Raw genomic sequence first — 24,150 nt, 5'->3', positions numbered from 1 at the left:
CCAATACCGGGGTCGAATGCCGAGGGACGGCTATCGTCAATCTTACGTTCTCGCATGGAGAAGGGACGATCGTTTGCGGGCAACTCTCATCCCGGTTCGTGTTCTCGCTGACCAGCAGACAACCCGTAGCTGGCACAGGAGCGGGAACCCTTTCCGACGGGCGCAAGGTGATGTTGAGAATAGGACAATGACCACAAATCGACCGCCCTTTTGTCAAGAAGTGGCGAGCTGAAACATTGATGCAAGTGGGCTGACTATTACTCTTGCCAAGGCCGACGGATCCCGAGCCGATCGATGACCTCGCACGGGGAAACGGAAGCCCCCGAGCCCGGTTGTAGCGGATCACGGGTGGGCAACGCTTTCTCACGGCGGAAGTTGAACATCAACCGCGAGCAATAGCCCTACGTTTTTTCGAGCGGATGGCTTAGGCTCGTCGCATGGGACTATTGACCTTCAGCATAAACGTCACCCTGGACGGCTGCGTCGATCATGAGGAGGGAATCGCTGACGACGAGACGCACGCGTTCTTCACCCGCCTTATGGACGAGGGCGGGGCGATGCTGTGGGGCCGCATCACCTACGAGATGATGGAGAGCTACTGGCCGGCGGTGGCTCGCGGCGACGTGCAGGCGCCGCCGGCGTTACGCGAGTGGGCGGTCAAGCTGGACGCCAAACCGAAGTACGTGGTGTCGTCGACGCGAACGGACTTCCCGTGGGCCAACAGCCACCATATCGCCGACGACCTGCGAACAGGCGTACAGAGCCTCAAGGACGCGACTCCGGCCGGCGTGCTCCTTGGTAGCGGCAAACTCGCGACCGAGCTGGACCGGCTGGATCTGATCGACGAATATCAGCTCCTCGTCCATCCCAGGATCGCTGGCCACGGCCCGACCCTGTACCAGGGCGGGCTGCCCAGTGCGCGACGGCTCGAACTGGTCTCGGCGAAGGCGCTCCGCAACGGCGCGGTCGCTATGCACTATCGGCGCGAGCGCTGACTCCGAGCAGCCTCAACGCGCCTAGCTCGGGGGTTTGCGCGTCGCAGGAGCGCCGCCGATTAACAGTCGGCTTTGGTAGCCTGGCGGCCCTGGATGAGACCAGATGCACCCAAGCGCCGGGGCGTCTGTAGCGGAGACCTCGGCTGGCTGCCCGTACTGGCGGGGTGACGATTCTGCGCGCCATTTGTGAACAAACTGGACACTCCTGCCGGAGCCGCCCGGCCGCCCATCGCCAGACCTTCCAGTAGCCAGCTTGGTCGAGGTCAATCGGCGACTTCTGCTTCCAGGACGTCCCCTTGCCTTCGGCCACCGTCAGACCGGCGAGCTGCTCGATAACGGCCAGGCGATAGGCCATGATGTCGATGGAACAGCTTCGAAAACGCGGCCGGGGTCTCGTAGCCGACACGGGTCGCAATCCTTGCAATCCCCTCGTCGCTTGTTTCGAGCAGAAACGCAGCCTCCGACATCCGGCGTGCGATCAGATAACGGTACATGGACTGGCCGACGAGGTTGGTGAAGCGAGCTGAAAACGCCGAGCGACCGAGCCCCACGCGCTGCCCTAGGTCGCCAAGGGTCCAGGGTTGATCGGGTCGTTCGTGAATCAACTGAAGCGCCGGTCCTATGTGCGGGTCCGCCATCGCCCCCAGCCACCCGCCTTCTCCGGAATCGAGAGACTTGATCCAGCTTCGCAACACCTCAACGAAGAGCACTTCTGTCAGTCGTGAGAGTGCGACGTCTTGGCCGGGACGCGCAAGCGCCGACTCGCTCACCATGCGTTGCAGGATCGCCTCGAGCCATCCGCCGTCTTCCGTCGGCTTCAGGAGAAGCAGGGGCGGAAGTAATTCCAACACGCTGCCGCGCGAGGGCCGCTCCACAGTGAAATTGCCACAGATCATCGTCGAGAGCGGCTGCGCGTTGCCTCCATGACGAACGACGCCAAGACGTCCGGGCAGTCGATCGAGGTCCACAATCGGTAACGGCGTCGTCCGGCGATCCGAATAAATCAGGTGAGGCTCGCCGCGTGTGACGACGACAAAGTCGCCCGCAGTCATGTGGAGTTCTCGTCCCTGATCGAGCGCGAGGGTAGCTGAGCCACGACTGAGGTAATGGAACAGGGCGTAGGGGCGCGCTGGCAATGCCAGATTCCACGGATGGCCGAGCTCGAAGTGGAAGAGCAGAGTCCCACCGAGGCGAATGCGATCGAGCACTTGGGCGAGGATGTCCATCCTCCCGATATTAATACGACGGACGGTCAGACACAATATTCGGACGATTGATGGCTAACGTCCGAATGCTCCATGTACTACCTGATCTCAAGTCGAACCAGCAGGTCGCGCGGCAAACCATTACGCAAACGGCAGATGGGAGAACCGCGACTTTTGCCGACACGCCTGCCCCGGACCCGCGTCGTCCGTCATCTCAACAGGAGCAATCAATGCGAAATCTTCTACTCTCAGTCGCCACCGTCCTCATGGCCGGAGCAGCACTTGCCGTCCCCGCCCAATCAGCTCAACTGCCCAAGGGGGCGGCTCACAATATCGTGCTCGTCCATGGCGCTTTCGTCGACCAGACGAGCTGGAAGCCGGTTGCCGATATCCTGACGAAGAAGGGCTACAACGTAACGCTCGTCGAAAACCCGCTCACCTCCCTCGCGGCGGACGTCGATGCCACCAAACAGGCGCTCGCGAAACAGGACGGCAAGACCGTTCTCGTTGGCCACTCTTGGGGCGGTGTGGTCATCACCCAAGCAGGCGACGATCCAAACGTCTCGGCGCTCGTCTACGTCTCCGCATTCGCACCCGACGTGGGGGAATCTCTGGCGAGCTTATCCAAGAGCGGTCCGGCAACCGAAGGCGCCGCGGCGATCCATCCCGACGAAAAGGGCAACCTCTACATCGATCCCAAAGTGTTTCCTTCGGCAGTCGCGGCTGACCTTCCTCCGGAGATCGCCGAATCCTTGGCAAACCATCAACTCCCGTTGAACCACACGGCGTTCGAGGCTCCCGTCGATATAGCAGCTTGGCGCGACAAGCCGACGTTCTATGTGATCAGCACGAAGGACAAGGTCATCGCGCCCGAGGTCCAGAAGATTTTCGCCAACAGGATGAAGGCCCAGACGACGGAGGTCGCCGGCAGCCATGCCTCTCTTGTCGTCCACGCGAAGGAAGTCGCCGCCGTGATTGAAAAGGCCGCACTGGTGAAGTGACGATACCGCTCCCGGCACTTTCGTGCCGGGAGCACGCGTGCTCGGCGGACTACGGAATGCCTTGGACCGCGAGCCGCCCAGACCTAGCCAAAACCGCACCAGCTAATCCTACTCGATTATCTTTTGCCAAGCATCCGGAGGATGACATGACTGAGTTCGACACCGCGAGCCAGGACGCCGCCACGCTGGAAACGGCGCCCACCCGTTACATCGAAGGTAGCGGAATCCGCTTCGCCTATCGCCGTCTCGGCCCATCGACCGGAACCGCGCTGGTTCTCCTGCAGCATTTCTCGGGCAACATCGACGCGTGGGACCCCGCCGTCGTGAATGTCCTGGCCGCCGATCGACCGGTGATCGTTTTCGATAACGCCGGGGTCGGCCGCTCGACAGGCCAAACGCCCGACAATATCGCGGCGATGGCCCGAGACGCTGTCGCTTTTATCAAACTGCTCGGCCTCTCCGAAGTCGACCTTCTGGGCTTTTCCCTCGGTGGCTTCGTCGCCCAGCAGATCGCTGCCGAGCACGGACGGCTGGTCCGCAAGCTAATCCTCGTCGGCACCGCGCCGAAAGGCGGAGAGGAACACCTGTTGACGGTTCTCCAGGATGCGTTCTCCCAAACCGAGGCGCCGGACCTCCGCCTGCCGCTATTCTTCACGAAGTCGTCCGCCAGCCAGTCGGCCGGCCTGGCGTTCCTGAAGCGGGCGAAGGTGCGAAGGGAAGATCGGGACACCGATAACGGCGGCGCGGTGACGGATCCGCAGGCCAAGGCGCTTATTACTTGGTGCGCCACACCTGATCCCGAGCACGCCATTCTGCGCGCCATCCGCCAGCCCGCCCTTGTGGTCAGCGGCAGCCACGACACCATGCTGCCGGCGGACAACGCCTACGCAATGTTCAAGGCTCTAAGCAACGCCCAGCTGGTCCTCTATCCCGATTCCGGCCATGGCGCGCTGTTTCAGTACCCCGAATTGTTCGTCAGCCACGTCCGGACCTTCCTGGAAGCGTGATCGGCGGTTGCATAATCCCGGCGCGATCGGTCGCGCCTTTATTCTTGAGAGCTGTTGCGGAGAAAGAAATGACAATCGCAAAGGTCGAGGTTGAGCGTTTCAGCCTGACGTGTTCCAAACCATTCGACGCCGTTGTGGCCGCGCTCAAGTCAGCGGTCGGGCAACCTGACATGGTCGAATTTTTCAAGGCGACGAGGGCTGCAAATTCCTTCTCGGATTTGGAGCGCGTTGTGCATAACGGCCAAGGCCGCACAGGGCTCATGCTCTTCGCGGAATTCGACTTGGGCGCCATTCTGCGCCGCGAAACTGGACGCGACACTCCTAAGAGCATGCGGCTTCTGGTGGGCAATCCACTCATTATGAAAGAAATGGTCAAGCACGTTCCCGATGCTGGATCTTACGCCCCAGTCACAATCCTTGTTGATCAACGTCCCGATGGCGTGCATGTCTCCTATGACAAAATGGAGAGTTATCTGCTCTCTTATGGTAATTTGGATGCTCTTGCTGTCGCCCGCGATCTTGACGCGAAAATCACAAGCTTGTTACGCGAATGCGCGAGCTAAACTCTCCTGATGACGCTTCAGACGGATGGAAGTGAGAGTCCGTCCCGAACACGCATGACCTCCTTGGCGGCGACGGCGTTGAGGAAAGCGGTCGCCGAAGCGATGGTGGCTCGGCATCCTTCCGGGTCGTGCGGAGCGGCTGGGTACAGTATCGCTTCGAGAGACGGTGACAGCCCCGCGAGCGAGCGCGTTCCGTCTCGGCGGCACCACTTGCGTCATGACGCGACCTGCGCTTTTCCCTAGAGCAACTCCAGGAAAAGTGTGAAACGGTTTTTCCGTCCGGAATTGCCTCGAAACAAAGAGTTCGAGCAATTCGCCGTTTCCGTGAAACGGTGAACTGCTCTAGCTCGCGAGCTCGATCGAACTCACCCGCAGGCGCGGCGGCAGCATTCTTTGGCACATTGAATGAACGGCTGCTTTTAGGCGCGGTAACCACCACTTCGAACGGCGATATGCGGCGCAAAGCAGTCATGAGCGCCTTCACCTGTCAGAGTCTGCTGAGGGCCGATCGCGGACCCCGAGTGCCCAGTGTTGCTCTGGAGTGGTGGTGGAAGATTGGCGCGCCCGAAGAGATTCGAACTCCTGACCCCCAGATTCGTAGTCTGGTGCTCTATCCAGCTGAGCTACGGGCGCGCAACAGGCCATGCTTTCCATGACCCCGCTAGCCGATCGTGAACGACCGGCCGCGACGAGACGTGTTCCCTAGCGACTGAATTTCCGAAAAGCAAGCCGATCCGGCAAAAGTTTTGTCGCAAGTATGTCATCCGGCGACGGCGGTCAGGATTCCGCCATGTTCAAAAGGGCCCGAAGTCGAGCCCAAACGCGATCCCTGGAAGGAAGAACACCGACCCCAGAGAAAATGGGCACCGGGCTTGCAGGGAATGAGCATCAGGCCAAACAGCGGCCGAACCATCATGCCGGGCGGCGCAGGCCGTTGCGGGCCTGGTCGAGCCGGACCGGCTGGTCGGGGATGGTGACCGCGAATGTGGTGCGCCCGCCAATGCTTTCGACCAACTCCACCGTGCCGCCATGCGCCCGGATCAGTTCGTGCGCGATCGCCAGGCCAAGGCCGGTGCCGCCGCTGCGGGCCGAGCCGCGAAAGGCCGCGAACAGGTTTTCCCGCGCCTTGGGGGGTAAGCCGGGGCCGGTGTCGGTGACGACGATGCGGCTGACGCTGCCCAGCCGCACTGCCGATACCGCCAGGCGCCGGACCAGCGCGCTTTCATTGTCTGCGGCCATGGCCTGCACGGAATTGCGGCAGAGATTGGTGAGCACGCGGAACAACTGTTCGGAATCGGCATCCACCTCGAAGGCCGGCTCGATCGCATTGACGAACTCTATGCCTTGCTCGATGTCGAGCAGGCCGTGCACATCCTCGACCAGCTGGCGCAGCCTGAGCCTGCGGCGCGAAGGCGGCGGCTCCTGGGTGCGGCCGTAATGAAGCACGCCTTCGGAATAGGAGACGGCGCGGTCGAGCGCGCGCAGCAGTTTCGGCGCGAAGGCCTGCACGGTCGGGTCCTTGACCTGGCGCAGGCGGTCCGACATCAGCTGCGCCGAGGCCAGGATGTTGCGCATGTCATGGTTGATCTTCGACACGGCCAGGCCGAGGTCGGCAAGGTGCTTCTGCTCGGAAAGCATCTTTTGCAGCCGCTCCTGCATCTGCGACAGCTCGCGCTCGGCGACGCCGATCTCGTCGGCGCGGGCGGCGGGATGGATGATGCGCCCGGGATCGTCGGGCGCCTCGGAGAAGGACAGCATCGAACGCGTCATCGTCCGGATCGGCCCGATCATGATCAGGTCGATCGCGGCATAAACCAGCATTGCGGTGAACAGCGAGATCAGCAGCGAGACGAAGGCGACGTTGCGCGAATATCGCAGCATGGCATTGCGCAGACTGTTGTCCGGCATGATCAGCTCGAACTCCTTGTCGCTGTCGCCGACCGGGCCGAAGACGCGCAGCATCCTGTGGCCGCCGAAAAACAGCGTGTCGAGCGCGCCGGTCATGCCCTTGACCATGCCGATCGAGGCGATATCGATGTGTTCGTCGACCTGCGGCGGCATCTCGGCCACCACCAGCAGCCGCGACACGCCGCCGTCACGCACCGCGATCGCCTTGGCGCCGATCGCCATCAGCACGTCGTTCTGGGCCGCACGCGACAGCGAGGTGGATTCACCTTGCACCAGCACGATCGACACCGCCGCAGCCGTGCTCAGCCGCTCCTTCAGCCAGTTCAGCCGGTAGCTGGCGATCCACGGCAGGAAGATCAGCACTTCGGCCAGAAGCACGAAAACGATGGTGAGCAGCAGCAGCTTGGTCGACAGGCCGCGCGACAGCGGCACGGTGCGCCCGGCGGTTGGCGCCGCCGTGTCGATCCGTTCCTCCGCCTGTATGGTTTCGTTCATGCGGCTATGTCTTCACGATCACTTGATCAACGCAGATTAGGCGATTACGGCTTTTTTACCAATTTCATCCTTGGCCGGAAACAAAAACCGGCCTTGACGACGACCGGCTTCGGCCTGGCGACTCCGGATTGACTTCCAAAACCCTTCTTTCTATAAGCCCGCTCACGCTCGGGCCATTCGTCCCGGCGCGGTTTCGATCGCGCCAAAACCGGCCCGGCAAAGCTCCTGTTACACAGTGACAGAATCAAGAAGGGCCGCACCCCGCGGTATTAAAACAAATGAAGCGTACCTACCAACCGTCTAAACTCGTCCGCAAACGTCGGCACGGCTTTCGTGCCCGCATGGCCACCAAGGGTGGTCGCGGCGTCGTCGCAGCTCGCCGCAACCGCGGTCGCAAGCGGCTCAGCGCCTGAACGGAAGACGAGATCGTTGCCCGCATCCGGCAAGCCAGTGGGACCAAATCCCAAGCGGCTTCTGAAGCGCGCCGAATTCCTGGCCGTCCGTCGTGGTGAAAAGCGACGCGGGCGGCTTTTTCTCGTTGAAGTTCTCGACCGCGGCGACGGCCTGTCGCCGCGGGTCGGCTATACCGTCACCAAGAAGGTCGGCAATGCGGTTGTCCGCAATCGCGTCCGGCGACGGCTGCGAGAAGCGGTCCGTACGCATGCGGCAAGTGACATGGCGCCTGGCAATGACTATGTCATCGTCGGGCGCGAAGACGTGATGACGATTCCGTTCGGCCAGTTGAAGGCCGAACTCTCCCGCCGATTGCGCGGAACACGATAGGCCAAGGGCTTTCGATGGAAAACAACCGGAACTTCTTCATCACCATCGCGCTGTCGGTGCTGATCCTGGCGGTATGGCAATATTTCTATGTCTTGCCGCGCAGCGAAGCCCAGCGCGAGGCGGCCCGCATCGAACAGCAGCGCGTCGAAGAGCAGAAGAAGGCCGCCGACGCCGCCAATCCAGGCGCCGGTACCGCAACGCCCGTCGCACCTGGCGCCATTCCGAACGCACCCGGCACCGACGCCGTGACGCCTGCCGGCCGCGAACAGGCTCTCGAGACCACCAAGCGCGCCAAGATCGACACACCGAGCCTCGAGGGCTCGATCAACCTCACCGGTGCCCGCCTCGACGATCTCAAGCTCAAGCACTACACCGAGACGGTCGACAAGAATTCGCCCGAGATCAGCCTGCTCAACCCGGCGGCACTGCCCAACGGCTATTATGCCGAGATCGGCTTTGTCGGTAACGACAAGACCGGCACGGTGCCCGGTCCCGAGACGGTCTGGACCGTCGACGGCAATGCGACGCTGACCCCGACGACGCCGGTCACGCTGACCTATTCGAACGACAAGGGCCTGACCTTCAAGCGCACCTTTTTCATCGACACAAACTACATGTTCACGGTTTCCGATACGATCCAGAATTCGGGCGCGGCCGCCGTCTCGCTGTCCAATTACGGTCGTGTCACCCGGTTCGACAAGCCGGCCGTTGCCAGCACCTATGTGCTGCATGAGGGCCTGATCGGCTTCACCGGCACGGAAGGCCTGCAGGAGCACAAATACGCGTCCATCGAAAAGGACAAGCAGGCGATGCCTGGCAAGTCCACCGACGGCTGGCTCGGCATCACCGATAAATACTGGGCGGTGACGCTGGTGCCGACCGAGAAGCAGCCGTTCCAGCCGCGCTACGCCTATTTTGAGGACGGTCGCCATCGCTACCAGTCCGACTTCCTGACCGACCCGATCACCGTCGATGCCGGTCAGTCGACGACGGTGGAAAGCGAAATCTTCGCCGGCGCCAAGGAAGTCGGCAAGATCAACGCCTATGCCGAAGACCGCCACATCAAGCGCTTCGACCTCTTGATCGATTGGGGCTGGTTCCACTTCATCACCAAGCCGATGTTCTGGCTGATCGACACGCTCTACAAATTCTTCGGCAATTTCGGCCTGGCGATCCTCGCCACCACCGTCATCGTCAAGGCCATCTTCTTCCCGCTCGCCAACAAGTCCTACGCGTCGATGGCGAACATGAAGAAGGTACAGCCCAAGATGCTCGAGATCCGCGAGAAATACGCGGACGACAAGATGAAGCAGCAGCAGGCGATGATGGAGCTGTACAAGACCGAGAAGATCAACCCGCTGGCCGGCTGCTGGCCGGTGGCGCTGCAGATCCCGGTCTTCTTCTCGCTCTACAAGGTGCTCTACATCACCATAGAGATGCGCCATGCGCCGTTCTTCGGCTGGATCCAGGATCTGGCGGCACCCGATCCGACATCGATCTTCAATCTGTTCGGCCTCGTGCCGGTCACTTTGCCGCACATGCTGATGATCGGCGTCTGGCCGCTGATCATGGGAGTCACCATGTTCCTGCAGATGCGCATGAACCCGACGCCGCCGGACCCGACGCAAGCCGCGATCTTCACCTGGATGCCGGTCATCTTCACCTTCATGATGGCGGGTTTCCCGGCCGGTCTCGTCATCTACTGGGCCTGGAACAACACGCTGTCGATCCTGCAGCAGGGCGTGATCATGAAGCGCCAGGGCGCCAAGATCGAGTTGTGGGACAATCTCGTGGCATTGTTCCGAAAGAAACCATCGCCAGCGGAATAGCAGGCCTCTCCTTCCATCAAAGCCCCGGCTGGTCCGGGGCTTTTTTATTGGCCACAGGTCGGGTCACGTTCCCGTGATCGGCGAAACTGAAAGCGGTCGCGGGGCGTGACTGCGTGTGCATTTCCAAAGGCTATCAATCCCGATCAGCCCTCACCCGGAGGAAGACCACATGCGCTTGCCGTCATTCAGGACCATTGCCCTTTCCGCACTCGTCGCCGGTGCGACGATCGTCGCTCCAGCCTATGCCAAGAACCCCAATGTTGGTGGCGCGCCGATGTACACCACCAAGACCATCGTCGAGAACGCCGTCAACTCGAAGGACCACACGACGCTGGTCGCGGCCGTCAAGGCCGCCGGCCTGGTCGACACGCTGCAGGGCGCCGGGCCGTTCACCGTCTTTGCGCCGACCAACGAAGCGTTTGCCGCGCTGCCCAAGGGCACCGTCGACACGCTGCTCAAGCCCGAGAACAAGGACCAGCTCACCAAGGTGCTGACCGCGCATGTCGTGGCCGGCAAGATCTCCGGCAAGGACATGATGGCCAAGGCCAAGGCAATGGGCGGCAAGTATGAGATGAAGACCGTCTCCGGCGATACGCTGACCGCCGAGGTCAAGAAGGGCAAGCTCTACATAATGGATGAGTCCGGCGGCGAGGCCAAGGTGACGATCGCCGACGTCAACCAGTCGAACGGCGTCATCCATGTCGTCAACAAGGTGCTGCTGCCGAAGTAACGGCTTCCGGCGCAGGGGATCAAGGCAGGTCCGTTGGGCTTTCTCGGGCCTGCGATCCCCACCTCATGACGAGGTGCCATGTTTCTTGGGAAGCCGTATCGGCATCGGCCGGGGTCCTGCAGTCCCCCCCACAGGGCCCCGGTTTCTTTTTGCATGGGCATATCCAAAGGGTAGCCCCTCGCGTCGTCACTCCACGACGGCGCTGTGGTCGACCTTGGCCGGCGTCGCCGGCTTGCGCAGCAAAAGAACCAGCGGAACGGCGGCAAGCGAAAGGATCATCATCAGCTTGAAGTCGTTCATGTAGCTGATGATCGTCGCCTGCAGCGTTACCACGCCGTCGAGCGCGGCACGGCCGGCGGCACTGTAAGGGTTCATCGCCTGGAAGATCGCCGGGTTGCTGAACGCCTGGTTGTAGGGCGTCACATAGGTGGCGATGTTGGCGTGGTTGACCTGGACATTCTGGGTCAAAAGCGCGGTGACCACCGATATGCCGACACTGGAGCCGATGTTTCGCGACAGATTGTACAGTCCGGTGCCTTCCGCGCGCCGCTCCGGCGCCAGCGTGGCGAAGGTGATGGTGGTCAGCGGCACGAACAGGAAGCCGAGCCCCGCACCCTGGATGAAGCCGGTGCTGATGATCGTCCATTGCGAGACATCAGGGGTCCAGCCGGTCATGTCGTACATCGCCCAGGCGGTGATCAGCAGGCCGGTCAGGAGCAGCCAGCGCGTATCCACCTTGCCGACCAGCCTGCCGACCAGGAACATGCAAGCCATGGTGCCGAGGCCGCGCGGCCCCATGACGATGCCGGCGGTCACCACCGGATAGCCCATCAGCGTCTGCAGATAGGGTGTCATCAAGGCCAGCGAGGCAAGATAGGTTATGCCGACGATGAAGATGAAGACCATGCCGACGGCGAAATTCCGGTCGAGGAAGAGCCGTGGGTTCACGAACGAGTTGCGGGCGGTGAAGGTGTGGACGAGGAAGATGTAGAAGGCCGACGCGCAGATCAGCGCCTCGACGATGATCTCGGATGACGAGAACCAGTTGAGCTGCTCGCCGCGATCGAGAAACATCTGCAGCGAAGCGATGGTGAGGCTGAGCATGCCAAAGCCCAGCCAGTCCAGCCTTGCCTTGAGGTCGGTCTTGGTTTCCAGGACGAACATCGACACGCCCGCGAAGGCCAGGGCGCCGATCGGCACATTGATGTAGAACACCCAGCGCCAGCTGACATTTTCGGTCAGCCAGCCGCCGATGACCGGCCCGAGCACCGGCCCGACCATCACCGAAACGCCGAACAGCGCCATGGCCGAGCCGCGCTCTTCAACGCTGTAGATGTCGAGCAGGATGCTCTGCGACAACGGCACCAGGGCGGCGCCGAACAGGCCCTGCAGCAGGCGGAAGCCGACGATCTGCGGCAGCGACTGCGCGAAGCCGCAAAGCACCGATGCGACGACGAAGCCGGTGATCGAGGTCAGCAGGATGCGCTTGCGGCCGAAACGATTGGCAAGGTAGCCCGAAGGCGGCGTCATCACGGCCGCGGCGACGATATAGGACGTCAGCACCCAATTTATCTGGTCGGCGCTCGCCGAAACGCTGCCCTGGATGTAGGGAAGCGCCACATTGGCGATGGTCGTGTCCAGCGCCTGCATGATCACGGCCAGGATCACGCAGGCGGTGATGGCGCCGCGATTGGCGACCACCGATGTGCCCCCTGTCGCGGCCGCGCCGGTCATGACTTCTGCTCGACCCGGTTGATGAGATCCGTGACGAAGTCCGGCAGGCCGCGCGCATGGCCGGTATCGATGCCGACGACGGCGCTCATCCCGCCGCGCAGCGGCGGTTTGCCCTGGAGATCGTCAATCGTCACGCGCATCGGGATGCGCTGCACGACCTTGACCCAGTTGCCGGTGGTGTTCTGCGCCGGAAGCAGCGAGAAGCTCGACGACGAGGCGGGGCTGATGGACGCGACCGTGCCGTGCCAGACACTGCCCGGATAGCTGTCGACGCTGATCGTCGCCGTCTGCCCCGGCCGCACATAGGTCAGTTCGGTTTCCTTCGGCTCCGCCGCGATCCACAGGTCCGTCGCCGAAACCAGGCTGAACGCCGGTTGCGACGCCGGCAGGTACTTGCCGACCTGGAGCGCGTCCACATTGGTGACGATGCCGTCGAACGGCGCCTTGACGATCGCATCGCCGAGGTTGCGCTGGGCGTCGTCCACCGCCGACTGGGCCTGCAGGTAGAAGGGGTTCTTCTCGACCGGCTGGCTGGCGTCGCCACCCAGCTGGGCAAGCATCGCCTGTGCCTGCGCCTTGGCGACGGACACTTTCTGGCGGGCGGCATCGAGGTCGTGCTGGGCGCTGTCGAAAGTGGCCTGCGAAGAGGTAGACGTCTTGAGAAGATCCTGCTGACGCTTGAAAGCGGCCTCATAATAGGGAATGTCGGCCTGCGCCTGCTCGATCTGCGCCAGCGACTGCTGGTAACTTGCCTGCAAGGTCAGCACCTGGTTGCGCACCGTTCCCAGCTGGGCCTGGGCCGCGGCAAGAGCGGTTTCGAAGGAGGCCGGCCTCAGGCGGAAAAGCACGTCGCCCTTCTTCACCGCCTCGTTCTCGTGCACGTCGATCTCGGAGACGGTGCCGGAGACGTCGGTGGAAACGCCGAGCGACTGCGCCTGGATGTAGGCATTGTCCGATGTCATGACCTGGCCGCCGACAACGTAGTAATAGCCGCCGACAGCCAGCGCGACGGGAAGCAGGGCGAAAAGGATCGGCCGTGTCAGGCTGCGCCTGGGCTTGACCGGCGCCGCAGGCGCAACCGCCACCATGGCTTGCGGCTGCGGCTCTTTGGAGGGGGCTTCAAGTGCCACCGGCTCCAGCGCAACCGGCGCTTCCAGCTCGCCATCGGCGATGACTGCGCTGACACGCCTCTGCTCGCGTTCGCTATCCAGCCGGATGATCTGGTCGCTCTTGCGATCCGATGGTTCGTCCTTGCCGGGCTTTTTGGGTGAGGTCGATTCAGTCATGGTCGTTCTCCCGGTCGACGGCTGGCTGAGCGCAAGCCTCGAGCAGATTGGATTTGATCAGGCATAGGGTTTGCAGCAGATGCAGCTGGGCATCCGCCGAAAGGCCGACGAAGGCCTCGTCGCGCGTCTTCTGGCCGTTGCTGCGCATGATTTCGAGCAGCGGATGGGCTTGCGGCGTCAGGTAAAGCAGCCATGCCCGGCGATCAGCCGGATTGGGCCGGCGTTCGATGAAGCCGCGCGCCTCCATCTTGTCGAGCAGCCGGGCGAGCGTGATCGGCATGATCTCGATCAGGTCGGCCAGTTTGCTCTGGTGGATGCCTTCATGCCGGGACAGATAGGCCAGCACCTGCCACTGGGCGCGGGTCAGCCCCGACGCCCGCGACCGCTGTTCGAACCGCTTTCGAAGCAGACGCGCGACATCGTGCAGCACGAAGCTGATGTTGGGTGACGATGGCATGGGAGGGGCTGGTTTTCTGAACGCGACTTTTAGTGAGCATGCTTATTATCATCATGCACATAATCCTGCTGGACGCGGCGCACAAGACGCACTAAGTCCGGAAAAAATGTCGCACGCGCTTGCGGCGCCCCAGAAGGGTCGAGCAACAGGCCGTTGCCGGACGAGGATTTGATGATGAATTGGCTCAAGATCGCGACCGTGGCGGCTCTCTTGGGATGGCCCGGCATTGCACTCGCAAGGGAGGTGGTAAGCTGCGGCGGCGCCGCCATGGGGCGCAATTGAACTGCAGCAACGTCGAACCCCAGGCGCCGCCTCAGTTTTGCACGTTTAGCTGGGCTCTGCACACGTCAGCCGGCGATCAGAAAATCGTCGAAGGCACCTTCATGTTGCCGCCCGGAGCTTCGAACGTCACCGTCTACCAGGGCAGCGGTTTCGACAGTGCGCTGTCCGATCCGATCGTGATCTGCCGCGGCAACAAATGAGCAACGCCACCACGCAAGACTCGCTCCTCAGCCGATTGGTGCTATAGGGCGGATCACGCTATTTTGAACCGGCGCATGCGAACTTCGCCTGTTGCCTGGTGGCCAATCATCCGACGGACATCGACATGGACGGACCCAACCCCGACATCAAGCACCCTATCCCGATGCACACCCGCGTCGGCTTCCTCAAGGGATTGGTGAGCGCGCCGAACATCGAGATCGGCGACTACACCTATTACGACGATCCGGACGGGCCGGACAAATTCGCCGAGAAATGCGTGCTGCATCATTATCCGTTCATTGGCGACAAGCTGATCATCGGCAGGTTCTGCGCCATCGCCGAGGGCGCGCGCTTCATCATGAACGGCGCCAATCACGCCATGTCAGGCTTTTCCACCTATCCGTTCAATATTTTCGGCCATGGCTGGGAAAAGGGTTTTGACCCGGCGACATGGTCGAAGGAAGTGCGCGGCGACACCGTGCTCGGCAACGACGTCTGGATCGGCATGGAGGCGGTGATCCTGCCCGGTGTGACGATCGGCCATGGCGCCATCATTGCCGCGAAATCGGTGGTGACGCATGACGTGCCGCCCTATGCGATTGTCGCCGGCAACCCCGCCAAAATGGTGAAGACGCGTTTCAACGACAGGACGATCAGGCGGCTGCTGGCGGTGGCGTGGTGGGACTGGCCGGTGGACAAGATCAGCCGCAACCTCGATGCTATCCGGGGTGCCGATATTTCTCTTCTGGAGGCAGCAGCTTGAACGCTCTGAACAACACCGTGATCGGCACCGAACTGTTTACGCGCGGGTGGATCTTCATCCGCGGCGTGCCGGCGATGAAGTTCCTGCCGCCGGAAGGGCCGCCGGAAATCGCCTTTGCCGGCCGCTCGAATGTCGGCAAGTCGTCGCTGATCAACGCGCTGGTCAATCAGAAGGGGCTGGCGCGCACCTCCAACACGCCGGGGCGCACGCAAGAGCTCAACTATTTCGTGCCGGATGGATTTTCCGGCGAGGGCGCCGACCTGCCGCCCTTGGCGCTGGTCGACATGCCGGGCTACGGCTACGCCACCGCGCCGAAGGAGAAGGTCGACGAGTGGACCAAGCTGGTCTTCGACTATCTCAAGGGCCGCGTCACGCTGAAGCGGGTCTATGTGCTGATCGACGCCCGCCACGGCATCAAGGCCAAGGACGACGAAGTGCTGTCGCTGCTCGACAAGGCGGCGGTGTCCTACCAGATCGTGCTGACCAAGACCGACAAGATCAAGGCTGCCGGCGTGCCGCGGCTGATCGAGGAGACGCTGGCAAAGATCAAGAAGCGGCCGGCGGCATTTCCGTTCGTCCTGGCGACGTCGTCGGAAAAGGCCGAGGGCCTCGAGGAGTTGCAGGCCGCCATCGTGCTTGCCGCGAATGGTGGCTAGGGCTTAGCCTCGATTGCAATCGTCTGGTGGCTTTCTTCCGCGGCAAGGCTTTCGGTGCCGTAGGTCTTCAGGAACATGCCGACGCCGGACCTGACGATGTGGTCGATCTCATCCTGGCCCGGGGCTTTGGTGCGGTAGGCGAAGATGCACTGGCGGAATAGACCGGCCAGGCACAGTTCGGTGAACTGGTAGGCGGCAAGATCGACATCGTCGATCCGCAGCAGGCCGCGCTCGATGGCGGCATCGAGAAAGGCCGCGACCTTGTCATGGCCGCGTTTGGGACCGCGCTCGTAAAAACGCGCGCCAAGCTCGGGAATCCGGTCGGATGCGCCGATCACCGTGCGCTGCGCCTGGATGACCTTGGCCGACGTGATCTTGAGGGCAAGCACCTTGCCGAACTTCACCAGCGTCTCGCGCAGGTCGTCGGCATTGTCCAGCACGTCATACATGTTCTTGAAGATCGTGCCGCGCTCTTCCTCGATCAGCGCTTCGAACAGCTCTTCCTTGTTGGCGAAGTAGACATAGATGGTGCCTTTGGAGACGCCGGCCTCGCGCGTGATGTCGTTCATCGACGCAGCCTCAAAACCCTTGTCGATGAACACACGACGGGCGCCCTCGATGATCTGGCTGCGCTTGACCGGGTCCTGGCCTGCCGCCGGGCGGCCACGGCGCACATGGTCCAGCAGGTCGCCGCACGGGTCGGTTTCGACGTTAGGCTGGGTCTCAACCATAAAAGTCACACCTCGAAAATAATTCGAACCAATCGGTTCGATTGCACTTGATATGGTCCTGTTTCCGCGCTATGTCAACGGCCGGATCGAACCGAACGGTTCAGTATTATAGCTTTATTTTAGAGAGATGTCATGTCCTCGAACGCGCCAGCCACGGCCGAAGTCCGTCCTTTCCCCAATGCCAAGGTCGCTCCGGCGACGGAAGCACCCGAAGTGCCTTTCCAGCCCGCCATCAGCGCGCCGGTGGAAGCACCAGCCAAGAAGAAGCGTTCGGTGCGTTCGTTTCTGCTGCCGATCATCGGCGTTGCCTTGCTGAGCGCAGCCTCCTGGTACGGTTACAACTACTGGACCACGGGTCGCTTCATGATCTCGACGGACGACGCCTATGTCCAGGCCGACATGGCGTTCATCTCGCCCAAGATTTCCGGCTATGTCGATCAGGTCAAGGTGAGCGAGAACCAGTCGGTCAAGGCTGGCGACCCGCTGCTCGTCGTCGATGACGGCGACTACAAGATCGCCGTCGCCCAGGCCGAGGCCCAGATCGCCACCTTGAGCAAGACGCTCGACCGTATCGACGCCCAGACCGAAGCGGCGCGCGCCTCGCTGCAGCAGGCGCAGGCACAGAAGGTCGCTGACCAAGCCGCCGCCGACAATGCGGCGAAGGTAGAGGTACGCGCCTCGCAACTGCTCAAGACGCATGTCGGCACGCAGGCACAGCTGGACGATGCCCAGACGGCGGTCCAGCAGGCCAACGCCGCCCTTGTCGGCGCCGACGCGCAGATCGCCGCGGCACAGGCCAATATCGGCGTGCTGCAGGCGCAGCGCGCCGAATCGGCAAGCACGCTTGCTTCCTTGCAGCTCAGCCGGGACAAGGCCGCGCGCGATCTTTCCTTCACCGTGCTCAAGGCGCCTTATGACGGCGTCGTCGGCAACCGCTCGGTCGAGCAAGGCGATCTCGTCAGCCCCGGCCAGAAGCTGGCCGTCATCGTGCCGATGGACAAGCTCTACATCGTCGCCAACTTCAAGGAGACGCAGCTTGCCCGGCTGGTTCCCGGCGAGAAGGTCAAGATCTCGGTCGATGCGACCGACGGCCAGGATTTCGAGGGAACCGTCTCGTCGCTGGCACCGGCTTCGGGTGCGGTGTTCTCGCTGCTGCCGCCCGAAAACGCCACCGGCAATTTCACCAAGGTCGTGCAGCGCGTCCCGGTCCGCATCGATGTGCCGGCCGACGTGCTGAAGAGCGGCAGGCTGCGCGCCGGCTTGAGTGTCGTCGTCGCCGTCGACAGCCGTACCGCGCCCACGGCCTCGAACTGAGCGGCCGCCGGGGAGCAATGCCATGGCCACCGCAACCCTGACAGCAGGAGCGCTGCCGGCTATGCCGGCCGTGCCTGACACCATCTCGACGCGGCGCGTCATCGCCTTCCTGGCGATGGTGTTCGGCATGTTCATGGCCATCCTGGACATCCAGATCGTCTCGGCCTCGCTAGCCGAGATTCAAGCTGGCCTGAGCGCCAGTTCCGACGAGATCCCGTGGGTGCAGACCGCCTATTTGATCGCCGAGGTGGTGATGATCCCGTTGTCGGGTTTCCTCAGCCGGATGCTGTCGACGCGCGTGCTGTTCACGATCTCGGCGGCCGGCTTCACCGCGGCCAGCGCGCTGGCCGCGACCGCCACCAACATCGACCAGATGATCGTCTACCGTGCCGTCCAGGGCTTCATCGGCGGTGGCATGATCCCCAGCGTCTTTGCCGCTGCCTTCACCATTTTCCCGCCGTCGCGCCGCGCCGTGGTCTCGCCGATGATCGGCCTTGTGGCGACGCTGGCGCCGACCATCGGCCCGACCGTTGGCGGCTATATCAGCCATGCCATGTCCTGGCATTGGCTGTTCCTCATCAATGTCGTGCCCGGCATCCTGGTGACGACGGCGGCCTGGACGCTGATTGACTTCGACAAGCCCAATCTCAAGCTGTTCAGCAAGTTCGACTGGTGGGGCCTCGCCGGGATGGCCGCCTTCCTGGGTTGCATGGAATATGTGCTCGAGGAAGGCCCGAACAACGACTGGCTGCAGGACCAGGGCGTATTCATCTGCGCCATCGTCATGACCGTGGGCGCCGTGCTGTTCTTCTGGCGTGTGTTCACCGCCGAGGAGCCGATCGTCGACCTGAAGGCGTTCACCAACGTCAACTTTGCCTTCGGCTCACTGTTCTCCTTCGTCATCGGCATCGGCCTCTATGGCCTGACCTATCTTTATCCGGTGTTCCTCGGGCGCATCCGCGGCTACGATTCGATGATGATCGGCGAGGCGCTGTTCGTCAGCGGCCTGGCGATGTTCCTCACCGCGCCGGTCTCGGGCATCCTGTCGAGCAAGATGGACCCGCGCCTGATGATGATGGTCGGCTTCTTCGGCTTCGCCACCGGAACCTGGTGGATGACGCATCTGACCGCCGACTGGGATTTTTATGAGCTGCTCATTCCCCAGATCCTGCGCGGCTGTTCGATGATGCTGTGCATGGTGCCGATCAACAACCTGGCACTCGGCACCTTGCCGCCAGACCGGTTGAAGAATGCGTCCGGCCTGTTCAATCTCACCCGCAACCTCGGCGGCGCCGTCGGCCTGGCCGTCATCAACACCGTGCTGATCGACCGCAACGCGTTCCACTACGCCAGGCTCTCCGAGCACGTGCAGTGGGGCAGTGCCGCCGCGCAGCAAAAGCTGCAGAACATGACGCTCAATTTCGAGCAGACCGCCGGCCTCGACGCGACCAGCGCGGCGATCTCCAAGCTGTCGGGCATGGTGCAGCAGCAGGCCGCGCTGCTGTCCTTCATGGACGTGTTCTTCCTGCTGACGGTGCTGTTTGCGACGCTCGGGCTGTTCACCATGCTGATCCGCAAGCCGGCCGCGGCCGGCGGTGGTGGCGGTGGCGGCCACTGATACCAAACGTGGACAGCAGTTTCGGGAAGCTCCTCCAGTCCACGCCCGAAAAGCTCTGACCGCGCAAAAAAACTCCGGGCCGCAAGCCCGGAGTTTTTTCGTATTCCGATTGGAGCACCGGAATTGCGTCAAAATGAGATATCTCAGGCCGTGGCGGGCTTGAAGGTCAGCGCCACGCCGTTGATGCAGTGTCGCAGGCCGGTCGGCGCCGGGCCGTCATCGAAGACGTGGCCGAGATGGCCGCCGCAACGGCGGCAATGTGCCTCAGTGCGGGTCATGCCGAGCGACCTGTCCACGGTCGTGCCGATGGCCTTGGGAATCTCCTGCCAGAAGCTTGGCCAGCCGGTGCCGGAATCGAATTTCGTCTCGGACGGATAGACCGGCAGGTCGCAGCCGGCACAGGCAAAGATGCCCTTGCGATGTTCGTTGAGCAGCGGGCTGGTGCCGGGATATTCCGTGCCCTCCTTGCGCAGCACGTCGAAGGCGGCCGGCGACAGGATGGCTTTCCACTCGGCATCGGTCTTGGTGACCTCGAAGGTTTCGGCAGCCTGTGCGGGCTGTGGTTTGCCCATGCGCAGCATCGTTGCGGCAGCCCCGGCGACGCCGATGGCGGCGGCACCGCTCAAAAGAAAGTCGCGACGGTTCATGACCAGTTCCTCCTGTCGTCTCTTTTGCCAAACTATACCGCCACGCGGAAATCAAAAGCCGGTGACGGTGGCCCTCGAACGAACACTCCGCGCCGTTCCACATCTGAACGTGGGCGGCGCGGAGTGCGCGGGCCGGTTGCGGGTCGCGGGAGCGAGACCATGCAATCGACGGAGAGCCCTTGCTGCAATTTCGTCGGCAGCAGGCCCCGTGTTACATCTTCGCCCCCCTTTTTACATTTTGGGGAGCAGAACCTTGTCGATGACGTGGATGACGCCATTGGACTGCTCGACATCGGCAATCGTCACATTGGCGACGTTGCCGTTCTCGTCGGTCACGGTGACCTTGCCGCCGTCGGCCTTGAGCGACAGTTCGCAGCCGCCAACCGTCTTGACCTTGTGGGTGCCGCCATCGGCCTTGGCCATCGCGGCGACGTCCGCCCCCATCGCCTTGGCGCCGATGACATGGCAGGTCAGGATCTTGGTGAGCTTGTCCTTGTTCTCGGGCTTGAGCAGCTTTTCGACCGTGCCGGCCGGCAGCGCGGCAAAGGCGTCGTTGGTCGGCGCAAACACCGTGAACGGACCAGCGCCTTGCAGCGTGTCGACAAGGCCGGCCGCCTTGACCGCCGCGACCAGCGTCGTGTGGTCCTTCGAATTGACGGCGTTGTCGACGATGGTCTTGCTGGCAAACATGGCAGCGCCGCCAACCATCGGGTTTTCGGCATAGGCCGCAGTGGCAAGAGCGGAAACAGCGATCGCGCTGGCAAGCAAAAGGGTGGCGTATTTACGCATGATGTCAAACTCCTCGGGTTTTTCTCTTCCCAACCTTGGGGACGCGAGGAGATACGGGTTACAAATGCGGGAGTTTCAGAAACATCAGGATTTTTTAAGTTTATTTGCACCGCAGAGTGATTTTCACACAATGCGTTTTGTCCGCTCGCCGACGCGGTTAGACATCATATGCGAAAAATAGACTGAAAGTCTTCTATGTCAGCGGTGCCGATCAGATGCTCTTCAGATCGCCCGCCGCGACCACCGGTCCGGTCGGCTGGCCGGTCGGCGAGCCGCCTGCCGGCTCGAGGCTGACGGCGAGCACCGCGCCCTGGGCGAGCTTCTGCTGGGCTGCCGGCGAGACGACAATATGCGCTGTCGCGCCGGCCGGGATGACGCCCATCGAGACCGGGGGGTTCTTGCCTTCGATCATCCACAGCTCGAAGTCCTTGCCGGCGGCACGCTCGCCGGAGACATGCGACAGGCCGACCTCGTGATGCGCGGCGTCATAGACGGCGAGATATTTGACATCGCTGCCATCGGCGGCCAGCGAGGCGACGAGGCGCGCCTGCGGCTGCTCGACCGGCGGGTTGATAGCGGGCACGGCGATGTAGATCGCCAAAGCGGCGACCGCCGCAGCTGCGAGGCCGCGCCAGAAGGCCAGGCTGGACCACAGCCCGCCGCGCGATTCGGTGGGCGTGGTCACGGCCGCGGTGGACGTGAACAGGCGGCGATCGATCGCAGCCTTGACCGAAGCAGGCGGCTCGATTTCCGGGTAGGCGGCGGCCAGCGGCGAGAACGAGACCTCCCAGCTGTCGACAAGACGGGCGAACTCGGTCTCCGCATCGATGCGCCTGGACGCGATCTGCCGCTCCTCCGCCGGCAGCACGCCGAGAACGTATTCGGCGGCGAGCAGGTCGTCGCCTCCACGTTCCGGTCCGTTGTCTTCCGCCAGCGTCATCTTTCCAGACATTCTCTGAGTTTCAACAGGCTGCGGCGCAGCCAGGTACGCATCGTGTTCAACGGTACGCCATGGCGCTCCGCCAGTTCGGCATAGCTCTCGCCCTTGAGATAGGCGCCACGGACGGCCGCCGCCCGGTCCTTTTCCAACTCGTCGAGACAATGATGGATGCGTTCGGATTCACCGCCCGCCACCACCATCGCTTCAGGCCCTGGCGTCGGATCGGCCACGTCGAGCGCGGCATCGATATCGAGGGCGGGCTTGCGTCGCGCTCTGACGCGATCGATCGCGTGGTTGCGCGCGATCGCCACCAGCCAGGAGATCGGGCTCAAGTCTGAGACAGCAAAACGGTCCGCCTTCGTCCAGATCTTGACGAAGACTTCCTGCAGGGCTTCTTCGGCATCTCCCCGGTCGTTCAATACACGAAGGCAGACGCCGAAAAGTTTCGCACTGGTCTGCCGGTAGAGCAGATCGAACGCTGCCCGATCCTTCATCGAAGTCCGGACGATCAGCTTGGTGATGTCCTGCGGCGTCATGCAGGCAAGTTAGGGGATTGAAACGTATTTGCAACGACGGAAATCGCCTTGTGCACGCCAGACTTGCCGCATTGCCGGCCCGGATCTGTCCGTCGATTGCCAATGAAATCGCCACTGGCTAGCTTGTCTTCCCACGGTGAGGAAAACGCGCATGTCGGTTGAACATACATTGTGGGCGCAAGATGCAACCGGCCTTGCCGACCTGGTCCGCAAGGGCGAGTTGTCACCAATCGAGCTGACCGAAGCGGCGATCGCCCGCGCCGAGGCCACCCGTTCCGACATCAACGCCACGGCGGAGCCGCTTTACGATGCCGCGCGGGCCCATGCGAAGACCGTCGACCGCTCGCTGCCGCTGGCCGGCATTCCCTTTGCCATCAAGGATCTCGGCATCGCCATCAAGGGCGTCTCGACGCATGGCGGTAGCCGTATTCCGGCATGGCGGGCTGATGTCAATTCGGTGCTGACCGATCGCTACCTCGCCGCCGGCCTCATTCCGATCGTCACCTCGACGTCGCCGGAATACGGGCTTCGGCTTATGACCGAATCCAAGGCCTTCGGCATCACCCGCAATCCCTGGAATACCGGCCATACCAGCGGCGGCTCATCCGGGGGTGCGGCGGCGCTGGTCGCTGCCGGCGTCGTGCCGGTGGCGCATGCCTCGGATGGCGGCGGCTCGATCCGGGTGCCTGCCGCCTGCACCGGGCTTGTCGGCCTGAAGACGTCGCGCGGCCGCATACCGCTGACGCCGCTGGTGAGCGAGAGCTGGTACGGCATGGTCGTCGACCATGCGCTCACCCGCTCGGTGCGCGACTGCGCGCTGCTGCTCGACCTCACCCACGGTCCCGATCTTTTGACACCTTATGCGGCGCCGTCGCCCAAGGGCAGCTTCGTTGCAGCTGCCGCGCGCGATCCCGGCAAGCTCAGGCTGGCCGTGTACCGCAAGTCGCCGCTTGGCCTGCCGGTCTCGGCCGAGACGCTTGTCGCGCTCGACGCCGCGGTCGCGCTCGCCCGCGAGGGCGGCCATACGGTCGAGGACATCGACCTGCCCTTTATCCGGCGCGATTTCTTCGCCGATTTTGCCACGGGCGTGGCCTCGGCCGTCGCCGGTACGATGCGGGCCGAGGCGCTGCGTGTCGGCCGTTCCGTTCTGGGCGACATCGAGCGCGCGACGCGCATCCTCGCTCGCTTCGGTGAACTGGTATCGGCCGGCGAGATCTATGCCGGCCTGCAGCGGCTGCATGCGACTTCGCGACAGCTGATCGCGGAGACCGCGCAATATGATGCCGTGCTGATGCCGATCATCGCCCACCCGCCGCTCGCCTGCGGCGCCATGGACCCGAAAGGCGCTGACGAACTCATCGAGAACCTGCTCGACAAGCTTCATCTCACCGTCTTGCTGAAGCTGAAGCCATTGCTCGGCCAGCTGATGGACAAGAGCCTCGGGTTCACCCATTGGCCGGCGATCCAGAATGTCAGCGGCCAGCCGTCGATCGCGCTGCCGGTCCATGTCACCGATGCCGGCCTGCCGCTCGGCATCCAGGCGGTGGGCCGGCCGGGCGACGAGGAGACACTGCTGTCGCTTGCCGCGCAGATGGAGAAGATCTCGGGTTGGTTGGGCCGCAGGGCGCCGCTGAGGGTGCCGTCATGATGACGACGTCGTGAGGCGCTCGAATATGACAG

General features: G+C 62.8%; 24 protein-coding genes and 1 tRNA gene. 14 read left to right on the top strand and 11 right to left on the bottom strand.

The genetic code is table 11. The features are described from left to right. The first annotated feature begins 437 nt into the window (after positions 1-437). Positions 438-995: a dihydrofolate reductase family protein gene (locus tag AC1D0I_RS03855; protein ID WP_477393171.1), complete on the top strand. Its 558-nt coding sequence runs from the start codon at positions 438-440 to the stop codon at positions 993-995. A 263-nt stretch (positions 996-1,258) separates the two neighbouring features. Here the strand turns inward: AC1D0I_RS03855 and AC1D0I_RS03850 are convergent, their stop codons facing one another. After that, on the bottom strand, positions 1,259-2,221 hold the full coding sequence (locus AC1D0I_RS03850; RefSeq protein WP_477393169.1) for a cupin domain-containing protein: 963 nt from the start codon (positions 2,219-2,221) through the stop codon (positions 1,259-1,261). Positions 2,222-2,430: 209 nt separating this feature from the next. On the opposite strand from AC1D0I_RS03850, the gene AC1D0I_RS03845 reads away from it, so the two are divergent. From AC1D0I_RS03845 to AC1D0I_RS03835, 3 genes are all read left to right on the top strand, one after another. Beyond that, on the top strand, positions 2,431-3,201 hold the full coding sequence (locus AC1D0I_RS03845) for an alpha/beta hydrolase (protein WP_477393266.1): 771 nt from the start codon (positions 2,431-2,433) through the stop codon (positions 3,199-3,201). Positions 3,202-3,347: 146 nt separating this feature from the next. Beyond that, positions 3,348-4,208, top strand: coding sequence for an alpha/beta fold hydrolase (locus tag AC1D0I_RS03840; RefSeq protein WP_477393167.1), 861 nt, complete (start codon positions 3,348-3,350; stop codon positions 4,206-4,208). 68 nt (positions 4,209-4,276) lie between these two features. Continuing rightward, positions 4,277-4,771: a DUF302 domain-containing protein gene (locus tag AC1D0I_RS03835; protein WP_477393165.1), complete on the top strand. Its 495-nt coding sequence runs from the start codon at positions 4,277-4,279 to the stop codon at positions 4,769-4,771. A gap of 556 nt (positions 4,772-5,327) precedes the next feature. Here the strand turns inward: AC1D0I_RS03835 and AC1D0I_RS03830 are convergent. Both AC1D0I_RS03830 and AC1D0I_RS03825 read right to left on the bottom strand, forming a co-directional pair. Further along, positions 5,328-5,404: transfer RNA gene (locus AC1D0I_RS03830), tRNA-Arg, on the bottom strand. Positions 5,405-5,683: 279 nt separating this feature from the next. Further along, complete coding sequence (locus tag AC1D0I_RS03825) at positions 5,684-7,174, bottom strand: ATP-binding protein (RefSeq protein WP_477393163.1); 1,491 nt, start codon at positions 7,172-7,174, stop codon at positions 5,684-5,686. Positions 7,175-7,452: 278 nt separating this feature from the next. Here AC1D0I_RS03825 and rpmH point away from each other — a divergent pair, with 278 nt between their 5' ends. The 4 genes from rpmH to AC1D0I_RS03805 all read left to right on the top strand — a co-directional run bounded on the left by rpmH (position 7,453) and on the right by AC1D0I_RS03805 (position 10,516). Next, the gene (rpmH, locus tag AC1D0I_RS03820) at positions 7,453-7,587 is read left to right on the top strand and encodes a 50S ribosomal protein L34 (protein ID WP_008833937.1); all 135 of its coding nucleotides are present in this window, start codon (positions 7,453-7,455) and stop codon (positions 7,585-7,587) included. A 16-nt stretch (positions 7,588-7,603) separates the two neighbouring features. After that, the gene (gene rnpA / locus AC1D0I_RS03815) at positions 7,604-7,957 is read left to right on the top strand and encodes a ribonuclease P protein component (protein WP_477393161.1); all 354 of its coding nucleotides are present in this window, start codon (positions 7,604-7,606) and stop codon (positions 7,955-7,957) included. 14 nt (positions 7,958-7,971) lie between these two features. Next, positions 7,972-9,786: a membrane protein insertase YidC gene (gene yidC, locus AC1D0I_RS03810; protein WP_477393159.1), complete on the top strand. Its 1,815-nt coding sequence runs from the start codon at positions 7,972-7,974 to the stop codon at positions 9,784-9,786. 169 nt (positions 9,787-9,955) lie between these two features. Then, entirely contained in the window at positions 9,956-10,516 is a 561-nt protein-coding gene (locus tag AC1D0I_RS03805) for a fasciclin domain-containing protein (protein ID WP_457151957.1), read from the top strand. A 186-nt stretch (positions 10,517-10,702) separates the two neighbouring features. Here the strand turns inward: AC1D0I_RS03805 and AC1D0I_RS03800 are convergent, their stop codons facing one another. From AC1D0I_RS03800 to AC1D0I_RS03790, 3 genes are read right to left on the bottom strand one after another with little or no spacing between them, the layout of a single operon-like run. Continuing rightward, positions 10,703-12,250 (bottom strand): DHA2 family efflux MFS transporter permease subunit, encoded by a 1,548-nt coding sequence (locus tag AC1D0I_RS03800; RefSeq protein ID WP_477393157.1) that lies wholly within the window; start codon positions 12,248-12,250, stop codon positions 10,703-10,705. Continuing rightward, positions 12,247-13,536, bottom strand: a complete 1,290-nt coding sequence (locus AC1D0I_RS03795) for an HlyD family secretion protein (protein ID WP_477393155.1) — start codon at positions 13,534-13,536, stop codon at positions 12,247-12,249. Before AC1D0I_RS03795 ends, AC1D0I_RS03800 begins: the two co-directional genes overlap by 4 nt. Further along, positions 13,529-13,993 (bottom strand): MarR family winged helix-turn-helix transcriptional regulator, encoded by a 465-nt coding sequence (locus AC1D0I_RS03790; protein ID WP_477393153.1) that lies wholly within the window; start codon positions 13,991-13,993, stop codon positions 13,529-13,531. The genes AC1D0I_RS03795 and AC1D0I_RS03790 overlap by 8 nt, the downstream gene beginning before the upstream one ends. 278 nt (positions 13,994-14,271) lie before the next feature. Between AC1D0I_RS03790 and AC1D0I_RS03785 the strand changes: the two genes are divergently transcribed. The 3 genes from AC1D0I_RS03785 (at position 14,272) to yihA (ending at position 15,895) form a co-directional block, all read left to right on the top strand. Then, positions 14,272-14,475: a hypothetical protein gene (locus AC1D0I_RS03785; RefSeq protein ID WP_477393151.1), complete on the top strand. Its 204-nt coding sequence runs from the start codon at positions 14,272-14,274 to the stop codon at positions 14,473-14,475. A gap of 125 nt (positions 14,476-14,600) precedes the next feature. Next, the gene (locus AC1D0I_RS03780; RefSeq protein WP_184872944.1) at positions 14,601-15,239 is read left to right on the top strand and encodes a CatB-related O-acetyltransferase; all 639 of its coding nucleotides are present in this window, start codon (positions 14,601-14,603) and stop codon (positions 15,237-15,239) included. Further along, on the top strand, positions 15,236-15,895 hold the full coding sequence (gene yihA / locus AC1D0I_RS03775; RefSeq protein WP_111545233.1) for a ribosome biogenesis GTP-binding protein YihA/YsxC: 660 nt from the start codon (positions 15,236-15,238) through the stop codon (positions 15,893-15,895). The genes AC1D0I_RS03780 and yihA overlap by 4 nt, the downstream gene beginning before the upstream one ends. Here the strand turns inward: yihA and AC1D0I_RS03770 are convergent. Further along, positions 15,892-16,626 (bottom strand): TetR/AcrR family transcriptional regulator, encoded by a 735-nt coding sequence (locus AC1D0I_RS03770; protein ID WP_477393149.1) that lies wholly within the window; start codon positions 16,624-16,626, stop codon positions 15,892-15,894. The genes yihA and AC1D0I_RS03770 overlap by 4 nt on opposite strands. Before the next feature lie 132 nt (positions 16,627-16,758). Between AC1D0I_RS03770 and AC1D0I_RS03765 the strand changes: the two genes are divergently transcribed. Continuing rightward, positions 16,759-17,940 carry an HlyD family secretion protein gene (locus AC1D0I_RS03765; protein WP_095083506.1) on the top strand — a complete coding sequence of 394 codons (1,182 nt, stop codon included), beginning with the start codon at positions 16,759-16,761 and terminating at the stop codon, positions 17,938-17,940. A 61-nt stretch (positions 17,941-18,001) separates the two neighbouring features. Beyond that, positions 18,002-19,558 carry a DHA2 family efflux MFS transporter permease subunit gene (locus AC1D0I_RS03760; protein ID WP_477393264.1) on the top strand — a complete coding sequence of 519 codons (1,557 nt, stop codon included), beginning with the start codon at positions 18,002-18,004 and terminating at the stop codon, positions 19,556-19,558. Positions 19,559-19,701: 143 nt separating this feature from the next. On the opposite strand, the gene msrB is transcribed toward AC1D0I_RS03760, so the two are convergent. The 4 genes from msrB to AC1D0I_RS03740 form a co-directional block, all read right to left on the bottom strand. After that, positions 19,702-20,205 (bottom strand): peptide-methionine (R)-S-oxide reductase MsrB, encoded by a 504-nt coding sequence (gene msrB, locus AC1D0I_RS03755; RefSeq protein ID WP_095083502.1) that lies wholly within the window; start codon positions 20,203-20,205, stop codon positions 19,702-19,704. Between the two features lie 231 nt (positions 20,206-20,436). Further along, positions 20,437-20,994 carry a fasciclin domain-containing protein gene (locus AC1D0I_RS03750; RefSeq protein WP_477393147.1) on the bottom strand — a complete coding sequence of 186 codons (558 nt, stop codon included), beginning with the start codon at positions 20,992-20,994 and terminating at the stop codon, positions 20,437-20,439. A 211-nt stretch (positions 20,995-21,205) separates the two neighbouring features. Further along, positions 21,206-21,934, bottom strand: coding sequence for an anti-sigma factor (locus tag AC1D0I_RS03745; RefSeq protein WP_477393263.1), 729 nt, complete (start codon positions 21,932-21,934; stop codon positions 21,206-21,208). Beyond that, a complete protein-coding gene (locus tag AC1D0I_RS03740; protein WP_095083498.1) occupies positions 21,931-22,470 on the bottom strand; it encodes a sigma-70 family RNA polymerase sigma factor in 540 nt (179 codons plus the stop codon). The genes AC1D0I_RS03745 and AC1D0I_RS03740 overlap by 4 nt, the downstream gene beginning before the upstream one ends. A 151-nt stretch (positions 22,471-22,621) precedes the next feature. On the opposite strand from AC1D0I_RS03740, the gene AC1D0I_RS03735 reads away from it, so the two are divergent. Then, positions 22,622-24,118, top strand: a complete 1,497-nt coding sequence (locus AC1D0I_RS03735) for an amidase (protein WP_477393145.1) — start codon at positions 22,622-22,624, stop codon at positions 24,116-24,118. Positions 24,119-24,150: the final 32 nt, after the last annotated feature.

It is taken from the genome of Mesorhizobium sp. P2_D1, from assembly GCF_056404455.1.
This window is presented reverse-complemented; position numbering and strand designations above follow the sequence as displayed.